Here is a 17,285-nt window from a genome sequence, read left to right as displayed (position 1 = left end):
AATTTATGTTTATGAGAATAAGCCTCTTAAAAGGCTTTGTCAATCAAAGTTTCATCGTTATAACGCTACGATTAATCAGATAATTCTTCAATAACTTGATTTAAAGCATTTTTTAAGAGAGATTTATTTTCCACTCCTATCGCTTTGACCATTCTCGCTTCAGTTTTATTGAAATAATCATTGATTTGTTCAGCCAATGCATGTGCTTTTGGAGTGAGAATAATTCTCTTCAATCTGGCATCAGACTTCACAGACACTCGAACCAGCAAGTCACGTTCTTCCATTAACTTTAGAGCACTAGTAGCCGTTGCACGTCTAATATTAAATTCCTTTTCGACATCTTTTTGAAAGATATCCCGCTTATTTTCTTCATGCGAAACGTAATCAATAATACTGATTTGAACACTCGTCAATCCTAGAGTCTGGGCGAATCTTTCAGCATCCCTAGTAACAGCATTATTAGCTTTCTTGATCAAAGTACCAAATAGTCTATCCATGATTTGCTCCTATTGTTAAGATTCGAACATTCAATTAATACTAGCACAGGTAGCGATGATTGTGTTATAACTTTCTTAGTTAGTTTGAATTCTAACAATTATTTAGAGAGGATTTTTACATGAACCGTCAATTAAACTCAAAACTATTAATTTCAATCATCGCCACCGGACTTTTATCCTTCTGTGGAGTTGTTATTGAAACAGCGACAAACGTAACCTTTCCCACTTTAATGAGGGAATTCAACGTCAATACTTCAACCGTCCAATGGATGACAACTGGGTATTTATTAGTGGCATCAATCATGATGCCTCTTTCAGCTTTCCTCAAGAATAATTTCACATCCAAAAAACTATTTTCGGTTGCTTCTATCTTATTCATTATCGGATTACTACTCGACATTACCTCACCAAATTTCATTCAACTAGTCAGTGGACGAGTTATACAAGGAGTCGGTGCCGGAATTGCGTTGCCACTGATGTTCAATATCATATTAGAACAGGCACCAATGGACAAAATTGGATTCTTAATGGGACTAGGAACACTAGTCACAGCTGTTGCTCCTGCAGTTGGTCCAACTTTTGGGGGATTAGTTATCGACGCCTTTGGATGGCGCAGTATCTTTATGTTCCTGTTACCGATTGTAATTCTTGCGCTACTATTAGGCCTATTCTCGATCCAACAGGTTTCTACTCCACAGCACAGTAAGTTAGACATAACTGGATTACTTTATATAGCACTAACTTTTATTGGAATTATCGTGGGATTCAGTAACCTTTCAACCATCACTTCAAGTCCTATGAGATTCCTTATCCCATTTGTTATCGGTATAGCTGCTTTAATATTATTCTTAAAACATTCAACTAGCTCTAATAATCCATTGCTCAATCTAAAGGTTTTTCAAAACAAATCCTTCTCACTTCATCTATCTGCGTACTTTTTGATTCAACTAGAAGCACTGGGAATATCATTTATCCTTCCTAACTATATTCAATTGGTAAATGATAAAAGTGCCTTGGTTGCCGGATTAATTGTTTTACCTGGTGCCGCTATTGGTGCAATTCTAGCCCCATTAAGCGGGACGATTTACGACAAACTTGGACCTAGGAAACCAATCATGACCGGTATTATTATGCAAATGATCGCCTTAGTATTATTCTTTATACTCGGTAAAGGTCTAACAATGGCAACTATTATGATCATCTATATTATCCTGATGCTCGGAATGGGTGCAGTAATGGGAAATACTATGACCAATGCACTTCAACAGTTAGATGATAGCCAAAACGCTGATGGTAACGGAATGTTCAATACCGTTCAGCAATTTGCTGGAGCTGTTGGTACATCGATTGTCTCCACCGTTATCGCATTCTCGCAGAACGCAAATAGCAGCCTCAGCTATTCGGCCAAGACTGCTATCGGTGCACAACATGCATTTTTGATGTTACTTGTGTTCATAATTATTGCTTGTTTGTTGTTGAATTCGGCTACTAGGAAACGTTAATTAACTTACAAATCTGACGTGCCTTTCAAAGTAAACGAATCACTTTTTGACATATTGAAGTTGTCTTGTTTCTCATCGTTCTCAAATTAATATAGAGAATCGCCTATATTAGGATTTACAGAATAAACATCTCGATACAATCCGCCAATATCACCACCCATATAGTTTGAGTAATTATATATTACGTACCATTTCTAAACTAATGTATTATAAACTGTATTTAGTACAAATTAAAAAAACTTAGTAATTTTCCTCATTATTCATATCCCTAAGTCTCTTCAAATTACCTTCACGAGATTGATTCTTTTTTGATAAGTATTCTTGCTCCTTATCATTTTGAACATTGTATTTAATAGCTGCATAAGCAGTATCTTTAGTGTCGAAGAAATCGATATCGATCACCTTGTCATCGTTTGCTTCTAAATTTTGAATGGTCATATTCAAATTTTCAGTGAACACATATTGTTTCTCACTTTTAGCGACTTCTTCATGATATGGAACTAGTTTAATTTGTAGCATTTTGTATGCCTCATTTTCTTTATATTTTGCAGAACACGTACTATAGAACTTGATAAATTAGTAAAAGCATTTATTATGCCATTATTACTAATGACACATTATGTCTATCTTTACAATCTGTAAATATTATTTTACTTAATACTCTTCAAAATACGTACTATCATCTGTTCAAATCGTTTCCATTCTCAACTAAGGTTGCATAAGGAATGATTTGAGGTGTAAATGAATGATTAACGAAATCGGTAAAATAATACGTGACAAGAGAAGGTCATTGGGCTTAACCATTGAGCAGTTAGCGGAAAAGGCCGATGTCAGTGAGAGTCTGGTTTCACAGCTCGAACGTGGCGTTAACAGCAACATATCAATAAACAAACTGGAAAGAATCTCTACCGCAGTAAATTTGAAGTTATCTGATCTCTTTGACGAGCCAGCCAATAATGGTATCAAGTATCTCGAGTTACTAGATTTTTTAGCCAACCTTCCCCGTGATAAACGTGAAGAACTATCAGAAAAGATTTTAGCGCTATTATCTTCAATGAATAATTTATAGAACAAGCAATCCATAATGGATTGCTTGTTTATTTTCACGTCTTAAAACATGTAACATTTTGTATCTCTTCATGAGACACTCTCAATATATTACAGATTTTTTAGCATTACAATGATTTTTAGGGATTGTGTTGAAAATAACAATTCAAAAAAAGTATTAAAAACTACATTTCAAAAAGATACAAAAAAAGACGTAGATCTGAGTTTTCAGATTTACGTCTTTTGCATTTTTACCTATTTAATATCAGATGAGGATACCCATTCATCAGTAGCTACTCGATACATTTTTTGACCGTTGATAGTTGCTGTTTTATCAGTTGCCCAACTTGAATTACTCGCTAGAGCTCTAGTTGTACTACGAACTCCCTTAGAGTTGTACAACTTTTTAAACGAACCATTCTTAGTATTTATAATCCCTTTACTATGGACGTATTCCAATACCTTTTCACGTTTGATCCATTCATTAGTCGCAACCCTATAGAATGTCTGGCCATTAAGAACCATTTTTCTATCAACATGCCAGACTGAATTGCCGGCTAATGCCCGATCTTCAATCATTTGACCCTTAATATTGTACAGTGACACCTGTTTATTTGCATGTGTAAGTACATTTGTGGAATAGTGTTGCTCATTTACTCCTAATTCAGCATCCAATTTAATAGTTAGCAAAGGTGTATTTTTATCCATATTTACATATTCGCTATATCCCTTTGAAACCTTATATCCAATTGGAATTAATACTTTTTGCTTCGTATTTTCTTTTCCAGAAATGGATCCAGTTGTAATTTTTTTGTTAGTTTTATTATCTATAAACTCTATTTTGATAGTTACCTGGGTTTCCTTCTCTTTTTCAGGGACAACTAAAATTGTCTTATTCATATTCTTTGAACTCAATGTTACATGATCAGTACCATTAATAAATTTGTAACCTTTAGGTGCAGTTAATTTTTTATCAACACCTTCTCCACCCTTGAAGGATTCCTTACCTACTACCTCACCAGAATAATTTACAAATTCTACGTTATTGGTAATAATTTTTCTTACCCATACAACGCGAGTATTCAATTGTTCATCAATTTCATACTTTTCATCATTTTTGAGTTCGTAATTATTAGGAAGTATTTTTTTAGGAAATGCCACCTTATCACCATCTTTACCAGTAGCCTTGTACGTGGCGATTGATTTAATTCCCTCATTGTAATAGTCTTTGAATTCGAATATGTTTGTAACAACTTTGGGCTTTTCAGGTTCTTGTGGAACTTCTGGAACCTCTGGAATTTCAGGTACCTCAGGTTCAGAAATTGTTTTTTTAACTTTAATTACGTGTGTAATATAGCCTTCTTTAAAATGAATTGTTAAAGACTGACCTTCTATAGCCTCATAATTGTCAGGAATATCACTATAAAGATTATATGTATCTCCAACATCCCCTAAAAAATCTTTTTCTTCTATAACTACATTAGAACTATCAATAAATTGAACTTTATTTTTGTTGGTTATTATTTTGGATAAAGTTACCTTTTGTTCCATTTCGGTCGCAGATATGGTAAATGTACGCTCCCAAAATGGACTAAAGTTATAACCCTTTGGTAATCTACTAGAAAGATCATATGACTCATCAGTATAGCCTTCAATTTGAGACTTACTTATGAATTTTTCGTTTCCATACTCGACAAACTTAATTACATTTTTTATTTTCATAGCACTTATGACAACAATATGTTTACCGTTTTTAGTGATTTTAAATTTCTTATTATCAGGTGCTAGTCTATAACCAGCAGGAAGTTCTAATTTAGTTAGTTCGACAATACTATTAACTTTTCCAGTGATTTTAATAGTATCCACCATATTGCCATCTTTACTTAGAAAAACAACTTCATTTTCAATTTCATTATTTTCTAATTCTTTTGAATTTGTATTCTTTACATCTGAATAAACTTCAGACGGGTTTGAAACAATCATTCCCAACAAAATACTTGAGAATAATATAGTAGATATTGTTAAAGACCTCTTTTTCATCAATTTATTTCCCCACTCATATTTTTCATCATAATAACTAGATGTAACTAATATGATATAGAGAAACAGAGCCAATTCAACACTTTGAAAAAACATTTTCAAATTTATAAATGCTTATTTATTAAGTATTACAATCGATAAATTTAAATTAATATCCACCCATCTGGCACATAAATAAAACAATTTTATTCTAAGTTTTTAAAATCTACTCAATAATAATTTCAGCTCAAACAAAAAGTCCCCTCAAAGCGACCTAAGTCACTCAAAGAGAACTTTAAAAATATATAAATATACAATTTTAATTATTTAACTTCTGAAGCTGGTACCCATTCGTTTGTAGCAACTTTATACATCTTTTCGCCATTAATATTAGCCATCTTAGTTGTTGCCCAACTTGTGTGGCCACCTAATGCACGATTCTTAATTGCTGATCCATCTGTCTTGAACAATGTTGTAGGACCATCTGATGTTGTTGTAACAGCAGTCTTATCAGACTTTACAATTCCATCTGGTAACTTTGTATCGCTGGTATCAGTATTTGTATCTTTGTCTTTGTCTTTATCTGTGTTGGTATTAGTATCGGTACTTGTGTTTGTGTCAGTACTTGGATCTGCCTTAACGGTTACATCGTCAGCCTTAACCCATTCTGTAGTAGCAACACGGTAATATGTAACACCACTAAGAACTAACTTCTTATCAACTGACCAAGCTGAGTTTGCACTCAAAGCACGTGACTTAATGGCATCCCCAGTCTTAGAATACAAAGTTGTTGATGAACTGTCACCAGTTGTTACAACACCTTTGAAATTACTGATAGGATCAACTTTTGTAACGGTAATGATCTGTGTATTCTTATCAGCTTGCATTGTTACTGACTTGTCAGCAACAGCATATCCTGATGGAACTTGTGCATCAGTTAGATCAACTTTGTCACCAACATTTAGTGATGAGACAGTAGTTGTACCTACTTGTGTTTGATCAGCTGTCTTGAAGATAATATTATTTGAAATAACTGCATTTACAAAAACAGTTTGGTTGTATGAATTACTATCTTTAGGTTGTACCAAGATAATATTCTTATCTGAAGCATTTTGTAATGCATATCCTGATGGAATATTCTTCAAAGCATGTGTTGTTCCAGCTGCACCAGTAACGGTTTCAGAACTAATTTGATTGCCCTTGGCATCATAGTAATTAACAGTAGCTGTAACATCCTTTTTTGTATCAGTTGTTGCTGTATCCTCAGTCTTATCTGCAGCATTAACAACTGCTGGTGTAACAGTTGTTCCTAACATTAAACCTGAAAATAAAACACCACTCAAAATCAATGATTTCTTAATCATATAGTAGTCCTCCCAATTGAACGCTACCTTAAATATAATCTTAGGCGAACATATGTACAAGTACATTATGACAAATGTTAAAGAAACGTAACAAAAGGCAAGCCAGCCTCTTATTACGTTTCTTTTTTACTTCATTGAAATAACGATTTTACCCTTAGCATGATGTGATTCACTGACTTCTTGTGCGGCCTTTACACCGTCTTCAGTGAATGGATGTGTACTATCAATTATAACTTTGACAACTCCATCATTGACCAAATTAACTAATTCCGTTAATTGTTTGCCATTCGGGTGCAACCAAATACTCTTAGCTGTAATATCTTTCTCTGCAGCTAACTTCTCATCAATGTCACCAGAAATAGTAACTAGACGTCCACCTTGTTTCAAAACCGAATAGCTCTTCTTCAATGTATCGCCACCAATAGTATCAAAGACTGCATCAACGTTACTCAACACTTGTGAAAAGTCGGTATCGTGATAATCAATAACTTGTTCGGCTCCTAAACTTTCTAGGAACTCTTTATTCTTAGCACTGGCGGTCGTGATAACGTGAGCACCAATATGTTTCATCAGCTGAATGGCGATAATTCCAACACCACCAGCACCACCTTGCATCAAGACTGTCTGACCAGGCTTAACTTCCAGATTTTCATAGATTCCTTGCCAAGCAGTCAAACCAGCTAATGGTAATGCAGCAGCTTCTTCATAAGAAACATTCTCTGGCAACATTGCCAACTTATCTTCTTTAACGGCTGTATATTCAGCATAAGTACCACGATTTGTTAGATCTGGACGAGCCAAGACCTTATCTCCAGTTTTGAAGCCTGTAACTTTTTGACCGATTCTAGTAATCACACCTGCAACATCCCAACCTAATACAATAGGAAACTTTAGTGGGATTCCTTCTGCCAAATATCCCTCTCGAAGCTTCCAATCGATTGGATTGACGGAAGTTGCTTTCACTTCTACTAATACCTCATCATCAGCTATTTCTGGAATAGCAATGTTTTCCATTTTTAACTCGTCAACATTTCCATATTTATTAATAATTACTGCTTTCATTTGATAATTCCCCTCGCAATGCATTTTACCTATGTTTTAGTACTTTAAGTTAATACTAGCAAATTTTCAAACATTTTGTTTGAAAACGTTTTACATCAAAAAATATAAGACAATTTCACAAACTAGTAGTATGATAAGTTTCATACTCTTAATACACATGTTCACTAGAAGTGAACAAAAGCTAAAAGGACGGGATTACGTATGGCAAAAAAATCATTAAGTCGAAGTCTTTCATCTAGGCAAATGCAGATGATTGCTCTTGGTGGGACGATTGGAGTCGGGCTCTTCATGGGTTCGGCTTCTACCATCAAATGGACCGGACCCTCTGTCTTGTTAGCATACGCTTTAGCTGGATTGATCCTATACATGGTCATGCGTGCTTTAGGTGAGATGCTCTATGTTGATCCTTCGACTGGATCATTTGCCAAGTTTGCGACTGAATATATTCACCCAGTCGTCGGTTACTTAACGGCTTGGAGCAACGTCTTCCAATACTTAGTAGTTGGTATCAGTGAAGTTATTGCTGTCGGAACTTATTTGGAATTCTGGTGGCCTAGCATGCCGAAATGGATTGCCGGTGTCGTTGTAGTTGTTACATTATGTATCGCCAATTTAACTTCTGTTAAAGCATACGGTGAATTGGAATTCTGGTTTGCTCTGATCAAAGTTGTCACAATTATCTTCATGATTATTCTGGGACTATTAGTTATCATCTTCGGTGTTGGTAACCACGGTCAGCCAATTGGTATCAGCAATCTCTGGACTAATGGCGGCTTCTTCACCGGTGGTATCAAGGGATTCGTCTTCGCACTATCGATTGTCGTCGCCTCATATCAAGGGGTTGAGGTCATCGGTATTACAGCTGGTGAAGCTGAGGATCCTCAAAACAACATTGTTCGTGCTATTCGTTCAATTGTTGGTAGAATCTTGATTTTTTATATCGGAGCAATTTTTGTGATCGTCTCAATCTATCCTTGGGACAAGCTGGGTACGATCGGTTCTCCTTTCGTTGAAACCTTTGCTAAAGTTGGGATTACCTTTGCAGCTGAAATAATCAATTTTGTTATGTTAACAGCTGCGATGTCAGGTTGTAACTCTGGTATTTTCAGTTCCAGCAGAATGCTCTTCACTCTGGGATTAGAAAAATACCTACCAAAATCATTTACAAAATTATCTTCTCATAATGTTCCTTATGTACCAGTTCTAACGATCTCTATCGGAATTCTGGTTGGCCTGATTTTGAACTATTCTTTACCTATCTTATTCCACACTTCAAGTGATATTTTCGTAATTGTTTATAGTTCCAGTGTTCTTCCTGGAATGGTTCCTTGGTTTGTTATTTTGATCAGTGAACTTCGTTTCAGGAAACAAAACGCTGAGCACATGAAAGATCATCCTTTCAAAATGCCACTATATCCAATCAGTAATTACTTGGCTATTGCTTCATTAATAGTTATTTTGGTTTTCATGTTTATGAATCCCGAGACAACTGTTTCATTGTTAGTTGGTGTCGCCTTCTTAGTTGTTATGACCGTAATTTACTTCATTCGTGAACGCGGTCGTGATCATACTCCAGTTGGAATCACATCGACTGACGATGCGTTTGAAGAAGCAGAAGAAGAATTTTAAATAACGAACAATATATTTATAAAGCGTCCTTAATTTTAGTAATTAAGGACGCTTTTTGTAAAAAATAGAAATTTTATTAGAATTTCTCACAAATTTACGTACTTTCATGAAAATATATAGTATTATTAAAACACATTAATTCGACATATGTTTATGAAGGGTGGACAACAATGAAAGAGGAAAAACTAAAACGGAGTTTATCATCTCGCCAAATGCAGATGATTGCTCTCGGGGGAACTATTGGAGTTGGACTATTTATGGGTTCAGCATCGACTATCAAGTGGACCGGTCCTTCGGTCCTTCTAGCGTACGGATTAGCCGGACTGATCCTATACATGGTCATGCGTGCCCTAGGTGAGATGCTCTATGTCGATCCATCGACAGGTTCATTTGCCAAATTCGGTTCAGAGTATATCCATCCAGTTGTTGGATATTTAACAGCTTGGAGCAATGTATTTCAATGGCTAGTCGTTGGTATCAGTGAAGTTATCGCTGTTGGTACCTACCTTAGTTTCTGGTGGCCGAACGCACCGCAATGGATCGTTGGCGTCATCGTTGTTGTGACTCTTTGTATTGCTAATCTCACCTCTGTTAAAGCCTATGGTGAATTGGAATTTTGGTTCTCACTTATCAAAGTTGTTACTATTATATTCATGATTGTTTTGGGATTATTAGTAATACTATTTGGATTAGGAAATCACGGACAACCTGTTGGATTCAGTAATCTCTGGGCACATGGTGGATTCTTCACTGGTGGCCTCAAAGGATTCATCTTCGCCTTGTCTATCGTAGTAGCTTCATATCAAGGTATCGAAGTAATCGGTATTACGGCTGGTGAAGCCGAGAATCCCCAAGAGACGATCACTCACGCTATCCGTTCAATCGTCGGTAGAATCCTGATTTTTTACATCGGAGCAATTTTTGTAATTGTTTCAATTTATCCTTGGAATCAGCTTGGAACGATTGGCTCTCCTTTTACTGAGACATTTGCCAAGTTTGGGATCACTTTTGCGGCTGAGATCATCAACTTTGTTGTTCTGACAGCTGCACTATCAGGATGTAATTCAGGAATCTTCAGTTCTAGCCGTATGTTATATACATTAGGTCTAGAAAATCGTATTCCTAAGTCCTTCACTAAGTTATCACGCCATAACGTCCCATATCTACCCGTAATCGTTATGTCTGTAGGTATTCTGATTGGTCTAGTTTTAAACTACGCATTACCAGTATTGTTCCACACATCAAGCAATATCTTCGTCATCGTATACAGCTCTAGCGTTCTGCCTGGTATGGTCCCTTGGTTCGTTATTTTATTTAGTGAATTGAAGTTCCGAAAGGTAAATGCTCAACACATGGCTGAACATCCCTTCAAAATGCCGTTTTATCCACTAAGCAACTATCTTGCCATTGCTTCATTATTAGTCATTTTGTTCTTCATGTTCCTCAATCCGGAAACTACCGTTTCATTATTAGTTGGTGTAGTATTCCTTGTGGTTATGACATTGATCTACTTTATCAGGGAGCACAAAATTGATAAGGCAAAGGTTTCTGAAACAAATTCAGAAGACAATGAAAATACCGATACTATAGAAGATTAGTTTTCACACAACATGGTAAATGGTGTAAGATTAAACACATATATTTTTTAAAGAGGCAATCTATATGGGAGTATTTTTTCAAAGTGTTCAAGGAATTCTAATAATTATCGTTCTAATTGCAGTAGGCTACTTTTTAGCACAAAAAGGTTGGTTCTCAGATGACTCAACCAAATTGATTGCTAAAGTTGTTACACAAGTGGCGCTACCTGCCTACATGATCTACACGATCACACATGACTTTACGGCGGCAAAACTGATTAAATTACTACCTAATCTGGTTATCCCTTGTTTATCGATGACCATTTTAATTGGTATCTCAGTCATAATGATCAAAATATTACATATCGACAAAGATCACCAAGGACTATTTTCATCGATGTTTTTCAATTCAAATACTGTCTTTGTTGGACTGCCAGTAAACATGGCATTATTTGGACCAGAAAGTTTGCCATACGTATTGGTTTACTACATGGCTAACACAACTTTCTTCTGGACACTTGGAACTTACTTAATCCAAGTAGATGGTGAAAAAAAGGGCTCGTTCAATTGGAAAACAACTCTAGGTAAACTATTCTCACCACCATTGTTAGGATTCATCATCGGTTTACTTTTAGTTGTACTTCACATTCAATTACCTAACTTCTTAATGTCAGACTTCCAATATATTGGTAATATGACAATTCCACTATCAATGATCTTCATTGGTATTTCAATTTCTAATGCTGGATTGACTAACGTTAAACTTCACAAGGAAAATGTCGGCGTCTTATTTGGAAGATTCATCTGTGCTCCACTACTTATGAGTGCCCTCTTCCTCTTCATTCCCGGACCAGCTTTGATGAAACAAGTCTTCATCATTCAAGCTGCCATGCCAGTTATGACAAATGCACCAGTTGTTGCCAAACTATATCACGCGGATTCCAATTATGCCGCTATTATGGTTACAGAGACGACCATTCTAAGTTTGTTCGTAGTTCCAGTATTAATGATGATAATTAAATAATGCAACGGGCGTTACTATTTCAAATAATAGTAACGCCCGTTTTGTTGTTTTGTTTGTCTTGCCGCTTCCGGTTACGAAATATTTTATCTGCCGTGGGACCGGTTCGAGCCGAGGTCTCTCACCTCGATTTTAAGCTTTGCTTCGCAAATCTTAAAACTCGTCCTGTGGCTTCGCCATCTTCACGGCTGATAAAAATTTCGTACCCTCCAGCTCTATTACACGCTATTGGAAACTATATATAATTAATTCAGCAATAGAACATAGCTATAAAATTACATTCAATAAAATATTCCAACCTAAATTAAGTACACAGATACAAAATAGCCGGAAGTTCAAAATCGAGACCTTAGACCATCTTTTGGCTAAGGTCGATCCCACAGTAGACTTATATATTTGGACTGGAGGCGAATAGGAGATAATTACTCGTAATAATCAAGCACCAACGACTCAGATATCAATAACTCACTGTAAACATCATAAATATACTGCGCCTCATTCAAAGCCACACCATCTAGTAACTCATAAAGAAATTCACGTTCTTTTTCAAAAGCATTCATCAAAATCTGGCGCTCTTCAACAGCCTGAAATCCGGTGAAAACATAACGTTTATTATTAATGCCACGCCACTGCTTGAGAAATTCTTTAACCGTTGTTTTTCTAGTCTGGTCCAACAAATCAAATGTAACGCTCTCTTTTACTGCCGGAGATATTTCCAAATCATGAACATAATTGATCCCAACACCGACCATTTTTTCACGTACGTGCTGTGACTTAACCCGAATATCGTCTTCATCAAGAATGGGATTCAAGATGAATTTGAATAGTATTGTTGGTACCAGCATGCTCAAAATAATGACAACTGCTTCTGTCAGTAAAATCAAATCAAAGTTAGTTCCAGTGATCCCCATTCCTGCAAGTGAAAATGCCAACGCTAATGTGACGGCACCGTGTACCCCACCGAATGCGAAGGTTACTGCTTCCATTCGTGAATTCTTCGACAGGAATCTAGCATATAGATATCTGATTGTCGTTGAAACAACATAGATGATAACGCCAATCCAGAGCCATTCTAGCGTCGAAGTCATTTCCTCACGCTGATCGGTAACAATTCTTGCAATTGAGATACCTAGAACAACGAACACATAACTGTTCAAGGCTCCACCAATAAAGCTCACAGTTTGGTTGAAAAAGCTTAAATAACGTGGAATAGAAAATCTACTTCGGCTCATTTCACCATTAAATATCAATCCCGCACTAACTACTGCAATAATTCCTGATAGTTCGATATGCTCTGCTATTAAATAGATCAATATCGGTGTCGCAAAATAAATTATTAAATGTGATGACGTTTCATTCCAACGACTACGGATAATCATTTGACGAAGAATCATCGTTATGAACGCTACGCCGGCACCTAGAATTACTCCACCAACTGCTGAGATCAAGAAGTCACCGAAGTTCTTGGTATATGATAATTCACCAGTTTTGAACCATAAGACTGCCGCTTGTAATAAGATAATTCCCGAAGCATCATTAAATAATGATTCCATTTTCAAAATCACTTCGGTTCGTTTGGGAACATCTCGTCCTTCACGTACAGAATCTAGTGCCGTTGCATCAGTTGGTGTACTAATAGCAATCATGATCAATGCCAGAGGTAAACCAATATCAAATATTCGATTGACCGCAAACAAGCCAACAATCGCTGAAATTAATGCCAAGACGATTGCCGTTCCTAATATCTCTTTAAACTTACGCTGAACTAAGAAACTTCTCGTTTGTTGTCCATCGAAGAACAATAATGGCGCAATGATAAAAGCCATGAAGAATTCAGAATCAAATCCTATTACAAGAGTATTTATGAGGGGAATGCATGCAAAAATGATACCCATAAGTAAATTGATATACGTTCTAGGTATTACTTTAATAAATTTGGCAGCTAAATTACTAATCGCTACTAGCACCAAAATAACAACTGCTGAAATATACAGTCCCATTTGTATCTCCCCCTCAAAATTAAAAAGACACAGCTTCTTCGCCAAGAAAAAAGCTGCATCCACTAGTTATCACTGAGATTATATTAGAAAAAAAATTTTGTCAATTAATTAGTTATTTCGTACTCATTAGGATCAGCACTAGCTGGAGCGTAAGCATCCATTTCACTGTCACGATAATCCCACCATTCGTTTTCATATCCTACAAACCCGGCCTTATGCATCGCCATATTTAATACTTGGTAATTATGTTCTTGTTCAGAATTCCATTGTGACTTACGATGTGCCATCTCTGAAAAATCATCAAACTTTGTCGGCATATTCATTTCATTACCGTTTAAATCACATAACGTCACATCGAAAGTAACGCCCTTTTGATGTGAAAAGTTAGGATTTGGCTTCGCAACAAATTCTGGATCTGGATATACTTCAAACAATCGTTCTTGGGCTGAGATTGGGCGATATGCATCCCAAACCTTAATCCGATACCCTTGGTTTCTCAACGTTCGATTGGCTTTTGCCAATTTTTGAGCGGTTTTTGTTCTCGCAATTGCTGTAGTGAAATCGTAAATGATTTGTCCAGTAAAGTTATTAGTAGTGGCGTAGCGCAGATCAACAATAATACTGGCATCAAGTGCTTGAACGTTTATAAAACTATCGTTAATTTTTGACATGTGGCACCTCCATTAGATATTAATATCGTTATATCGAATATAGTTTTAATTATCCCATAATCTCTGATACTATTTCAGTAACAAAAGGGGTGAATCAAATATGAAAGAAGATATTAATCAAGACATAATCGACAATCAGGAGAACTGGAATGACCGTGCTGAAGTGCATGTAAAATCCAAGTTTTATGATGTTGATAATTTAATCAAAAACAAATCTGAGATTTCAACAGTAGTTAAACACGACTACGATGTACTCAAACCATTTCTGCCTAATCAGAGCATCTCCGGTCTGGACTTACTACATCTTCAATGTCACATTGGAACGGACACTCTATCGTGGAAACGTCTCGGTTCGAAGAAAACCTTTGGATTAGATTTTTCAGAAAACTCTTTACATTATGCCAGACATATTGCCGAACAGGCTCAGGCCGATATAACATATGTAAAAGGAGACGCCCGATTTGCTTCAAGTAAAATTTCTGACAAATTTGACGTTGTCGTCACCAGTATTGGAACCATCACATGGCTGCCTGATTTACAAGACTGGGCCAATTCCATCTACGAATTATTAAAAGACGGTGGAACCTTCATGATTCGCGATGATCATCCAATTCTTTCCGCTCTAAACTTTGAATCCATGAACATTACCGCCAACTACTTCAACACAAACGTTGATACATACGAAAGTGACGAATCATATACTGATAATGTTGGTCCAAAAATAACACACACTAAAAATCACAATTGGAATCACGACTTCCAAGAAATCACTTCTGCCTTATTAAACGCTGGATTGAATATTGAATTCTTGGGTGAATATCCTAAGACTGAATGGCAAGCACTATCCAACCTTGTCCAAACTGACGACGGTTATGTACTTCCAAAAGATGCCCCACAAATCCCACTAACTTTTGCGATAGTGGCTAAAAAAATCAAATAACAATCATATATAAATACAGTCAGTAATCCAACTAAATTACTGACTGTATTTTATTTACGAATGTTTAATATAATTCAACTCAGTTTAAAAAATAGTTGGAACCAATCCGCCGTCAACTCGTAAAGCTTCTTCTGAAAACGATGATGAATCAGGACTCGCTACAAAGGCTGTGAAACGGCCAATTTTCTCTGGACGAATCAAGCGTTGGATTTGTGAACGAGAGCGATGATTCTTCATGAAGTCCTTTTCCCAAGTCTCATCGTCAATATCGTGATAATCCATGGGCTGAAAAATCCCCATATTATTGACGACGACTACTTTGTAAGAACAATGCAGCAATAAAACTTAATCCTGAAATAAGTGTAATAATAATTAACTGATCAATATAACTTGCTGAAAAGTTGTGTACGCCACTGGTAAGAGCGACAACAGTTGCAATCCCAACGGACTGTCCAATCTGATGAACCGTATTGACGACACCAGAAGCAGCGCCGGCAATTTCAGGATCAGTATTAGCTACACCTTCTACTGTCAGTGGACTAATAACCAAACCCTGCCCAATGCCAAATATAACCATCGGACCAGCAATAGATATCCAATATCCTCGATCCAAGCCTAAAACAACAGTCATAAAAATACCTACTGTAACAAATACAACCGCAATAACAATCAAGCGTGCATTACCAATTTTGTTAGACAACCTTGAAACTTGCAGTGCGCTAAAGAACTGCGGAATAGTTGCTGGCAAAAATGCTAGACCGGTCATTAAAGGTGTAAATCCATAAATATGCTGTAACGCCTGTGTGGTTACAAAAAAATACGCAAACGCTGCACCAATAAAGAAGAATCGGGAAACGTATGCACTGTTGCGTCGTCTATCGGAAAACAATCGTAACGGCATAATCGGACTCTCAACTACTTTTTCAACATGTATAAATAATCCCAATGCAACAATAGCAGCTATTAAAGCTAACAACTGATATGAAGTTCCATCAATACTATAAACAAATGCTGATAAGCCTAGCACTGATAATAATGTACCAATTATATCCAGGCTATTATTACTCTTGTTTTCATTATCTTTAACAAAACATATTGTCATGAAAAACATCAGCAATCCAACTGGAACATTTAAGAAAAAACCATACCGCCAAGAGAACATGCTAGTGATTACTCCCCCAAGTATCATTCCAAAACTAGCACCGATTCCAGCCGTTGCACCATAAGCAGCAATTGCTCTAGTTCGCATTGTTCCTTGATAGTTATCTAATAAGAGAGCCAATGTGGTAGGTGCCAAGATAGCAGAACCAATCCCTTGGAAAGCTCTCATCGATATAATCATCGGTGCATTAGTAGATAACCCAACCATCAATGATCCAAAGGAAAACAACAACAATCCAATTAAGAATACTCTTTTACGACCATAGACATCGCCAATACGACCTCCGAACAATTGAAATCCACCAAAAGTTAAAGTATACGCACTACTGACCCATGCCAGTGTCTGAGCATTTAAGTGAAGATCCGTGGCTATTTTCACAGTACTAGTAAAAACAATCGAGTTATCCAAAAGTATCATGAAGTAACTTAATAAAATAATCGGTAAAACAATACCAAATTTTTCTTTATTTTGATTCATTACAAAACCTATGCCTTCCAAACGAATGAACCAATCATAAGACACACTTAAATGTTTGAAAATTACCGAATTAGAATACCAGTATACGTTTGATGTATACTTCAAAGAAGGTGAGGTGCTGCAGTTGTTTGTTTCCAGAACCTAAAATATTAAGCTTAAATAGTATTTAAACTGCTTTGAATAACACGAAAATTTTGATTCTCTTTATACTTAATTGAATTCTTAAGTTACATTTACAAGTAAAAAAAATGTGCCTTACTTGTTGTAACACCATCAAGTAAAGCACAACTCCTATATGGAAAATCAAAAAAATTATA

At 36.2% G+C, this 17,285-nt stretch carries 14 protein-coding genes and 1 pseudogene; 6 read left to right on the top strand and 9 right to left on the bottom strand.

Translation table 11 applies throughout. The features are described 5' to 3' along the window. Positions 1–71 precede the first annotated feature (71 nt). On the bottom strand, positions 72–497 hold the full coding sequence (locus tag EKM66_RS03010; RefSeq protein ID WP_125761560.1) for a MarR family winged helix-turn-helix transcriptional regulator: 426 nt from the start codon (positions 495–497) through the stop codon (positions 72–74). A 119-nt stretch (positions 498–616) separates the two neighbouring features. On the opposite strand from EKM66_RS03010, the gene EKM66_RS03005 reads away from it, so the two are divergent. Next, positions 617–1,999 carry a DHA2 family efflux MFS transporter permease subunit gene (locus EKM66_RS03005; protein ID WP_125761558.1) on the top strand — a complete coding sequence of 461 codons (1,383 nt, stop codon included), beginning with the start codon at positions 617–619 and terminating at the stop codon, positions 1,997–1,999. Positions 2,000–2,239: 240 nt separating this feature from the next. Here EKM66_RS03005 and EKM66_RS03000 read toward each other — a convergent pair whose 3' ends face one another. Beyond that, positions 2,240–2,518 (bottom strand): hypothetical protein, encoded by a 279-nt coding sequence (locus EKM66_RS03000; protein WP_125761556.1) that lies wholly within the window; start codon positions 2,516–2,518, stop codon positions 2,240–2,242. Positions 2,519–2,744: 226 nt separating this feature from the next. On the opposite strand from EKM66_RS03000, the gene EKM66_RS02995 reads away from it, so the two are divergent. Then, the gene (locus tag EKM66_RS02995; protein ID WP_125761554.1) at positions 2,745–3,068 is read left to right on the top strand and encodes a helix-turn-helix domain-containing protein; all 324 of its coding nucleotides are present in this window, start codon (positions 2,745–2,747) and stop codon (positions 3,066–3,068) included. Between the two features lie 233 nt (positions 3,069–3,301). On the opposite strand, the gene EKM66_RS02990 is transcribed toward EKM66_RS02995, so the two are convergent. The 3 genes from EKM66_RS02990 to EKM66_RS02980 all read right to left on the bottom strand — a co-directional run bounded on the left by EKM66_RS02990 (position 3,302) and on the right by EKM66_RS02980 (position 7,491). Continuing rightward, entirely contained in the window at positions 3,302–5,086 is a 1,785-nt protein-coding gene (locus EKM66_RS02990) for an SLAP domain-containing protein (protein ID WP_125761552.1), read from the bottom strand. Between the two features lie 302 nt (positions 5,087–5,388). Beyond that, positions 5,389–6,429, bottom strand: a complete 1,041-nt coding sequence (locus EKM66_RS02985) for an SLAP domain-containing protein (RefSeq protein WP_125761550.1) — start codon at positions 6,427–6,429, stop codon at positions 5,389–5,391. A 126-nt stretch (positions 6,430–6,555) separates the two neighbouring features. Beyond that, positions 6,556–7,491 carry an NADP-dependent oxidoreductase gene (locus tag EKM66_RS02980; protein ID WP_125761548.1) on the bottom strand — a complete coding sequence of 312 codons (936 nt, stop codon included), beginning with the start codon at positions 7,489–7,491 and terminating at the stop codon, positions 6,556–6,558. A gap of 201 nt (positions 7,492–7,692) precedes the next feature. On the opposite strand from EKM66_RS02980, the gene EKM66_RS02975 reads away from it, so the two are divergent. The 3 genes from EKM66_RS02975 (at position 7,693) to EKM66_RS02965 (ending at position 11,721) form a co-directional block, all read left to right on the top strand. Continuing rightward, a complete protein-coding gene (locus EKM66_RS02975; protein ID WP_125761546.1) occupies positions 7,693–9,120 on the top strand; it encodes an amino acid permease in 1,428 nt (475 codons plus the stop codon). A gap of 170 nt (positions 9,121–9,290) precedes the next feature. Continuing rightward, positions 9,291–10,718: an amino acid permease gene (locus EKM66_RS02970; protein WP_125761544.1), complete on the top strand. Its 1,428-nt coding sequence runs from the start codon at positions 9,291–9,293 to the stop codon at positions 10,716–10,718. Positions 10,719–10,782: 64 nt separating this feature from the next. Beyond that, positions 10,783–11,721: an AEC family transporter gene (locus EKM66_RS02965; RefSeq protein ID WP_125761542.1), complete on the top strand. Its 939-nt coding sequence runs from the start codon at positions 10,783–10,785 to the stop codon at positions 11,719–11,721. A gap of 419 nt (positions 11,722–12,140) precedes the next feature. Here EKM66_RS02965 and EKM66_RS02960 read toward each other — a convergent pair whose 3' ends face one another. Beyond that, on the bottom strand, positions 12,141–13,718 hold the full coding sequence (locus EKM66_RS02960; RefSeq protein WP_125761540.1) for a cation:proton antiporter: 1,578 nt from the start codon (positions 13,716–13,718) through the stop codon (positions 12,141–12,143). Between the two features lie 104 nt (positions 13,719–13,822). Beyond that, entirely contained in the window at positions 13,823–14,389 is a 567-nt protein-coding gene (locus tag EKM66_RS02955) for a M15 family metallopeptidase (protein WP_125761538.1), read from the bottom strand. Positions 14,390–14,489: 100 nt separating this feature from the next. Here EKM66_RS02955 and EKM66_RS02950 point away from each other — a divergent pair, with 100 nt between their 5' ends. Beyond that, positions 14,490–15,329, top strand: coding sequence for a class I SAM-dependent methyltransferase (locus EKM66_RS02950; RefSeq protein ID WP_125761536.1), 840 nt, complete (start codon positions 14,490–14,492; stop codon positions 15,327–15,329). An 84-nt stretch (positions 15,330–15,413) separates the two neighbouring features. Here the strand turns inward: EKM66_RS02950 and EKM66_RS02945 are convergent. Both EKM66_RS02945 and EKM66_RS02940 read right to left on the bottom strand, forming a co-directional pair. After that, positions 15,414–15,599: pseudogene (locus tag EKM66_RS02945) on the bottom strand (SDR family NAD(P)-dependent oxidoreductase); the annotation flags it as partial. 31 nt (positions 15,600–15,630) lie between these two features. Further along, positions 15,631–16,968 carry an MFS transporter gene (locus EKM66_RS02940; RefSeq protein WP_125761534.1) on the bottom strand — a complete coding sequence of 446 codons (1,338 nt, stop codon included), beginning with the start codon at positions 16,966–16,968 and terminating at the stop codon, positions 15,631–15,633. Positions 16,969–17,285 lie beyond the last annotated feature (317 nt).

It is taken from the genome of Companilactobacillus hulinensis (genome assembly GCF_003946555.1).
Classification (GTDB): Bacteria; Bacillota; Bacilli; order Lactobacillales; family Lactobacillaceae; genus Companilactobacillus; species Companilactobacillus hulinensis.
Note: the sequence above shows the minus strand (reverse complement) of the source record. Positions and strands in the feature narration are given on the sequence as shown.

Bases quoted from the DNA above. Each gene is read 5' to 3' on its own strand.
- EKM66_RS02985 (WP_125761550.1), bottom strand. From the start codon at position 6,429: ATGATTAAGAAATCATTGATTTTGAGTGGTGTTTTATTTTCAGGTTTA.
- EKM66_RS02965 (WP_125761542.1), top strand. From the start codon at position 10,783: ATGGGAGTATTTTTTCAAAGTGTTCAAGGAATTCTAATAATTATCGTT.
- EKM66_RS02980 (WP_125761548.1), bottom strand. From the start codon at position 7,491: ATGAAAGCAGTAATTATTAATAAATATGGAAATGTTGACGAGTTAAAA.
- EKM66_RS02955 (WP_125761538.1), bottom strand. From the start codon at position 14,389: ATGTCAAAAATTAACGATAGTTTTATAAACGTTCAAGCACTTGATGCC.
- EKM66_RS03005 (WP_125761558.1), top strand. From the start codon at position 617: ATGAACCGTCAATTAAACTCAAAACTATTAATTTCAATCATCGCCACC.
- EKM66_RS02975 (WP_125761546.1), top strand. From the start codon at position 7,693: ATGGCAAAAAAATCATTAAGTCGAAGTCTTTCATCTAGGCAAATGCAG.
- EKM66_RS02960 (WP_125761540.1), bottom strand. From the start codon at position 13,718: ATGGGACTGTATATTTCAGCAGTTGTTATTTTGGTGCTAGTAGCGATT.
- EKM66_RS02940 (WP_125761534.1), bottom strand. From the start codon at position 16,968: ATGAATCAAAATAAAGAAAAATTTGGTATTGTTTTACCGATTATTTTA.
- EKM66_RS02995 (WP_125761554.1), top strand. From the start codon at position 2,745: ATGATTAACGAAATCGGTAAAATAATACGTGACAAGAGAAGGTCATTG.
- EKM66_RS02950 (WP_125761536.1), top strand. From the start codon at position 14,490: ATGAAAGAAGATATTAATCAAGACATAATCGACAATCAGGAGAACTGG.
- EKM66_RS02990 (WP_125761552.1), bottom strand. From the start codon at position 5,086: ATGAAAAAGAGGTCTTTAACAATATCTACTATATTATTCTCAAGTATT.
- EKM66_RS02970 (WP_125761544.1), top strand. From the start codon at position 9,291: ATGAAAGAGGAAAAACTAAAACGGAGTTTATCATCTCGCCAAATGCAG.
- EKM66_RS03000 (WP_125761556.1), bottom strand. From the start codon at position 2,518: ATGCTACAAATTAAACTAGTTCCATATCATGAAGAAGTCGCTAAAAGT.
- EKM66_RS03010 (WP_125761560.1), bottom strand. From the start codon at position 497: ATGGATAGACTATTTGGTACTTTGATCAAGAAAGCTAATAATGCTGTT.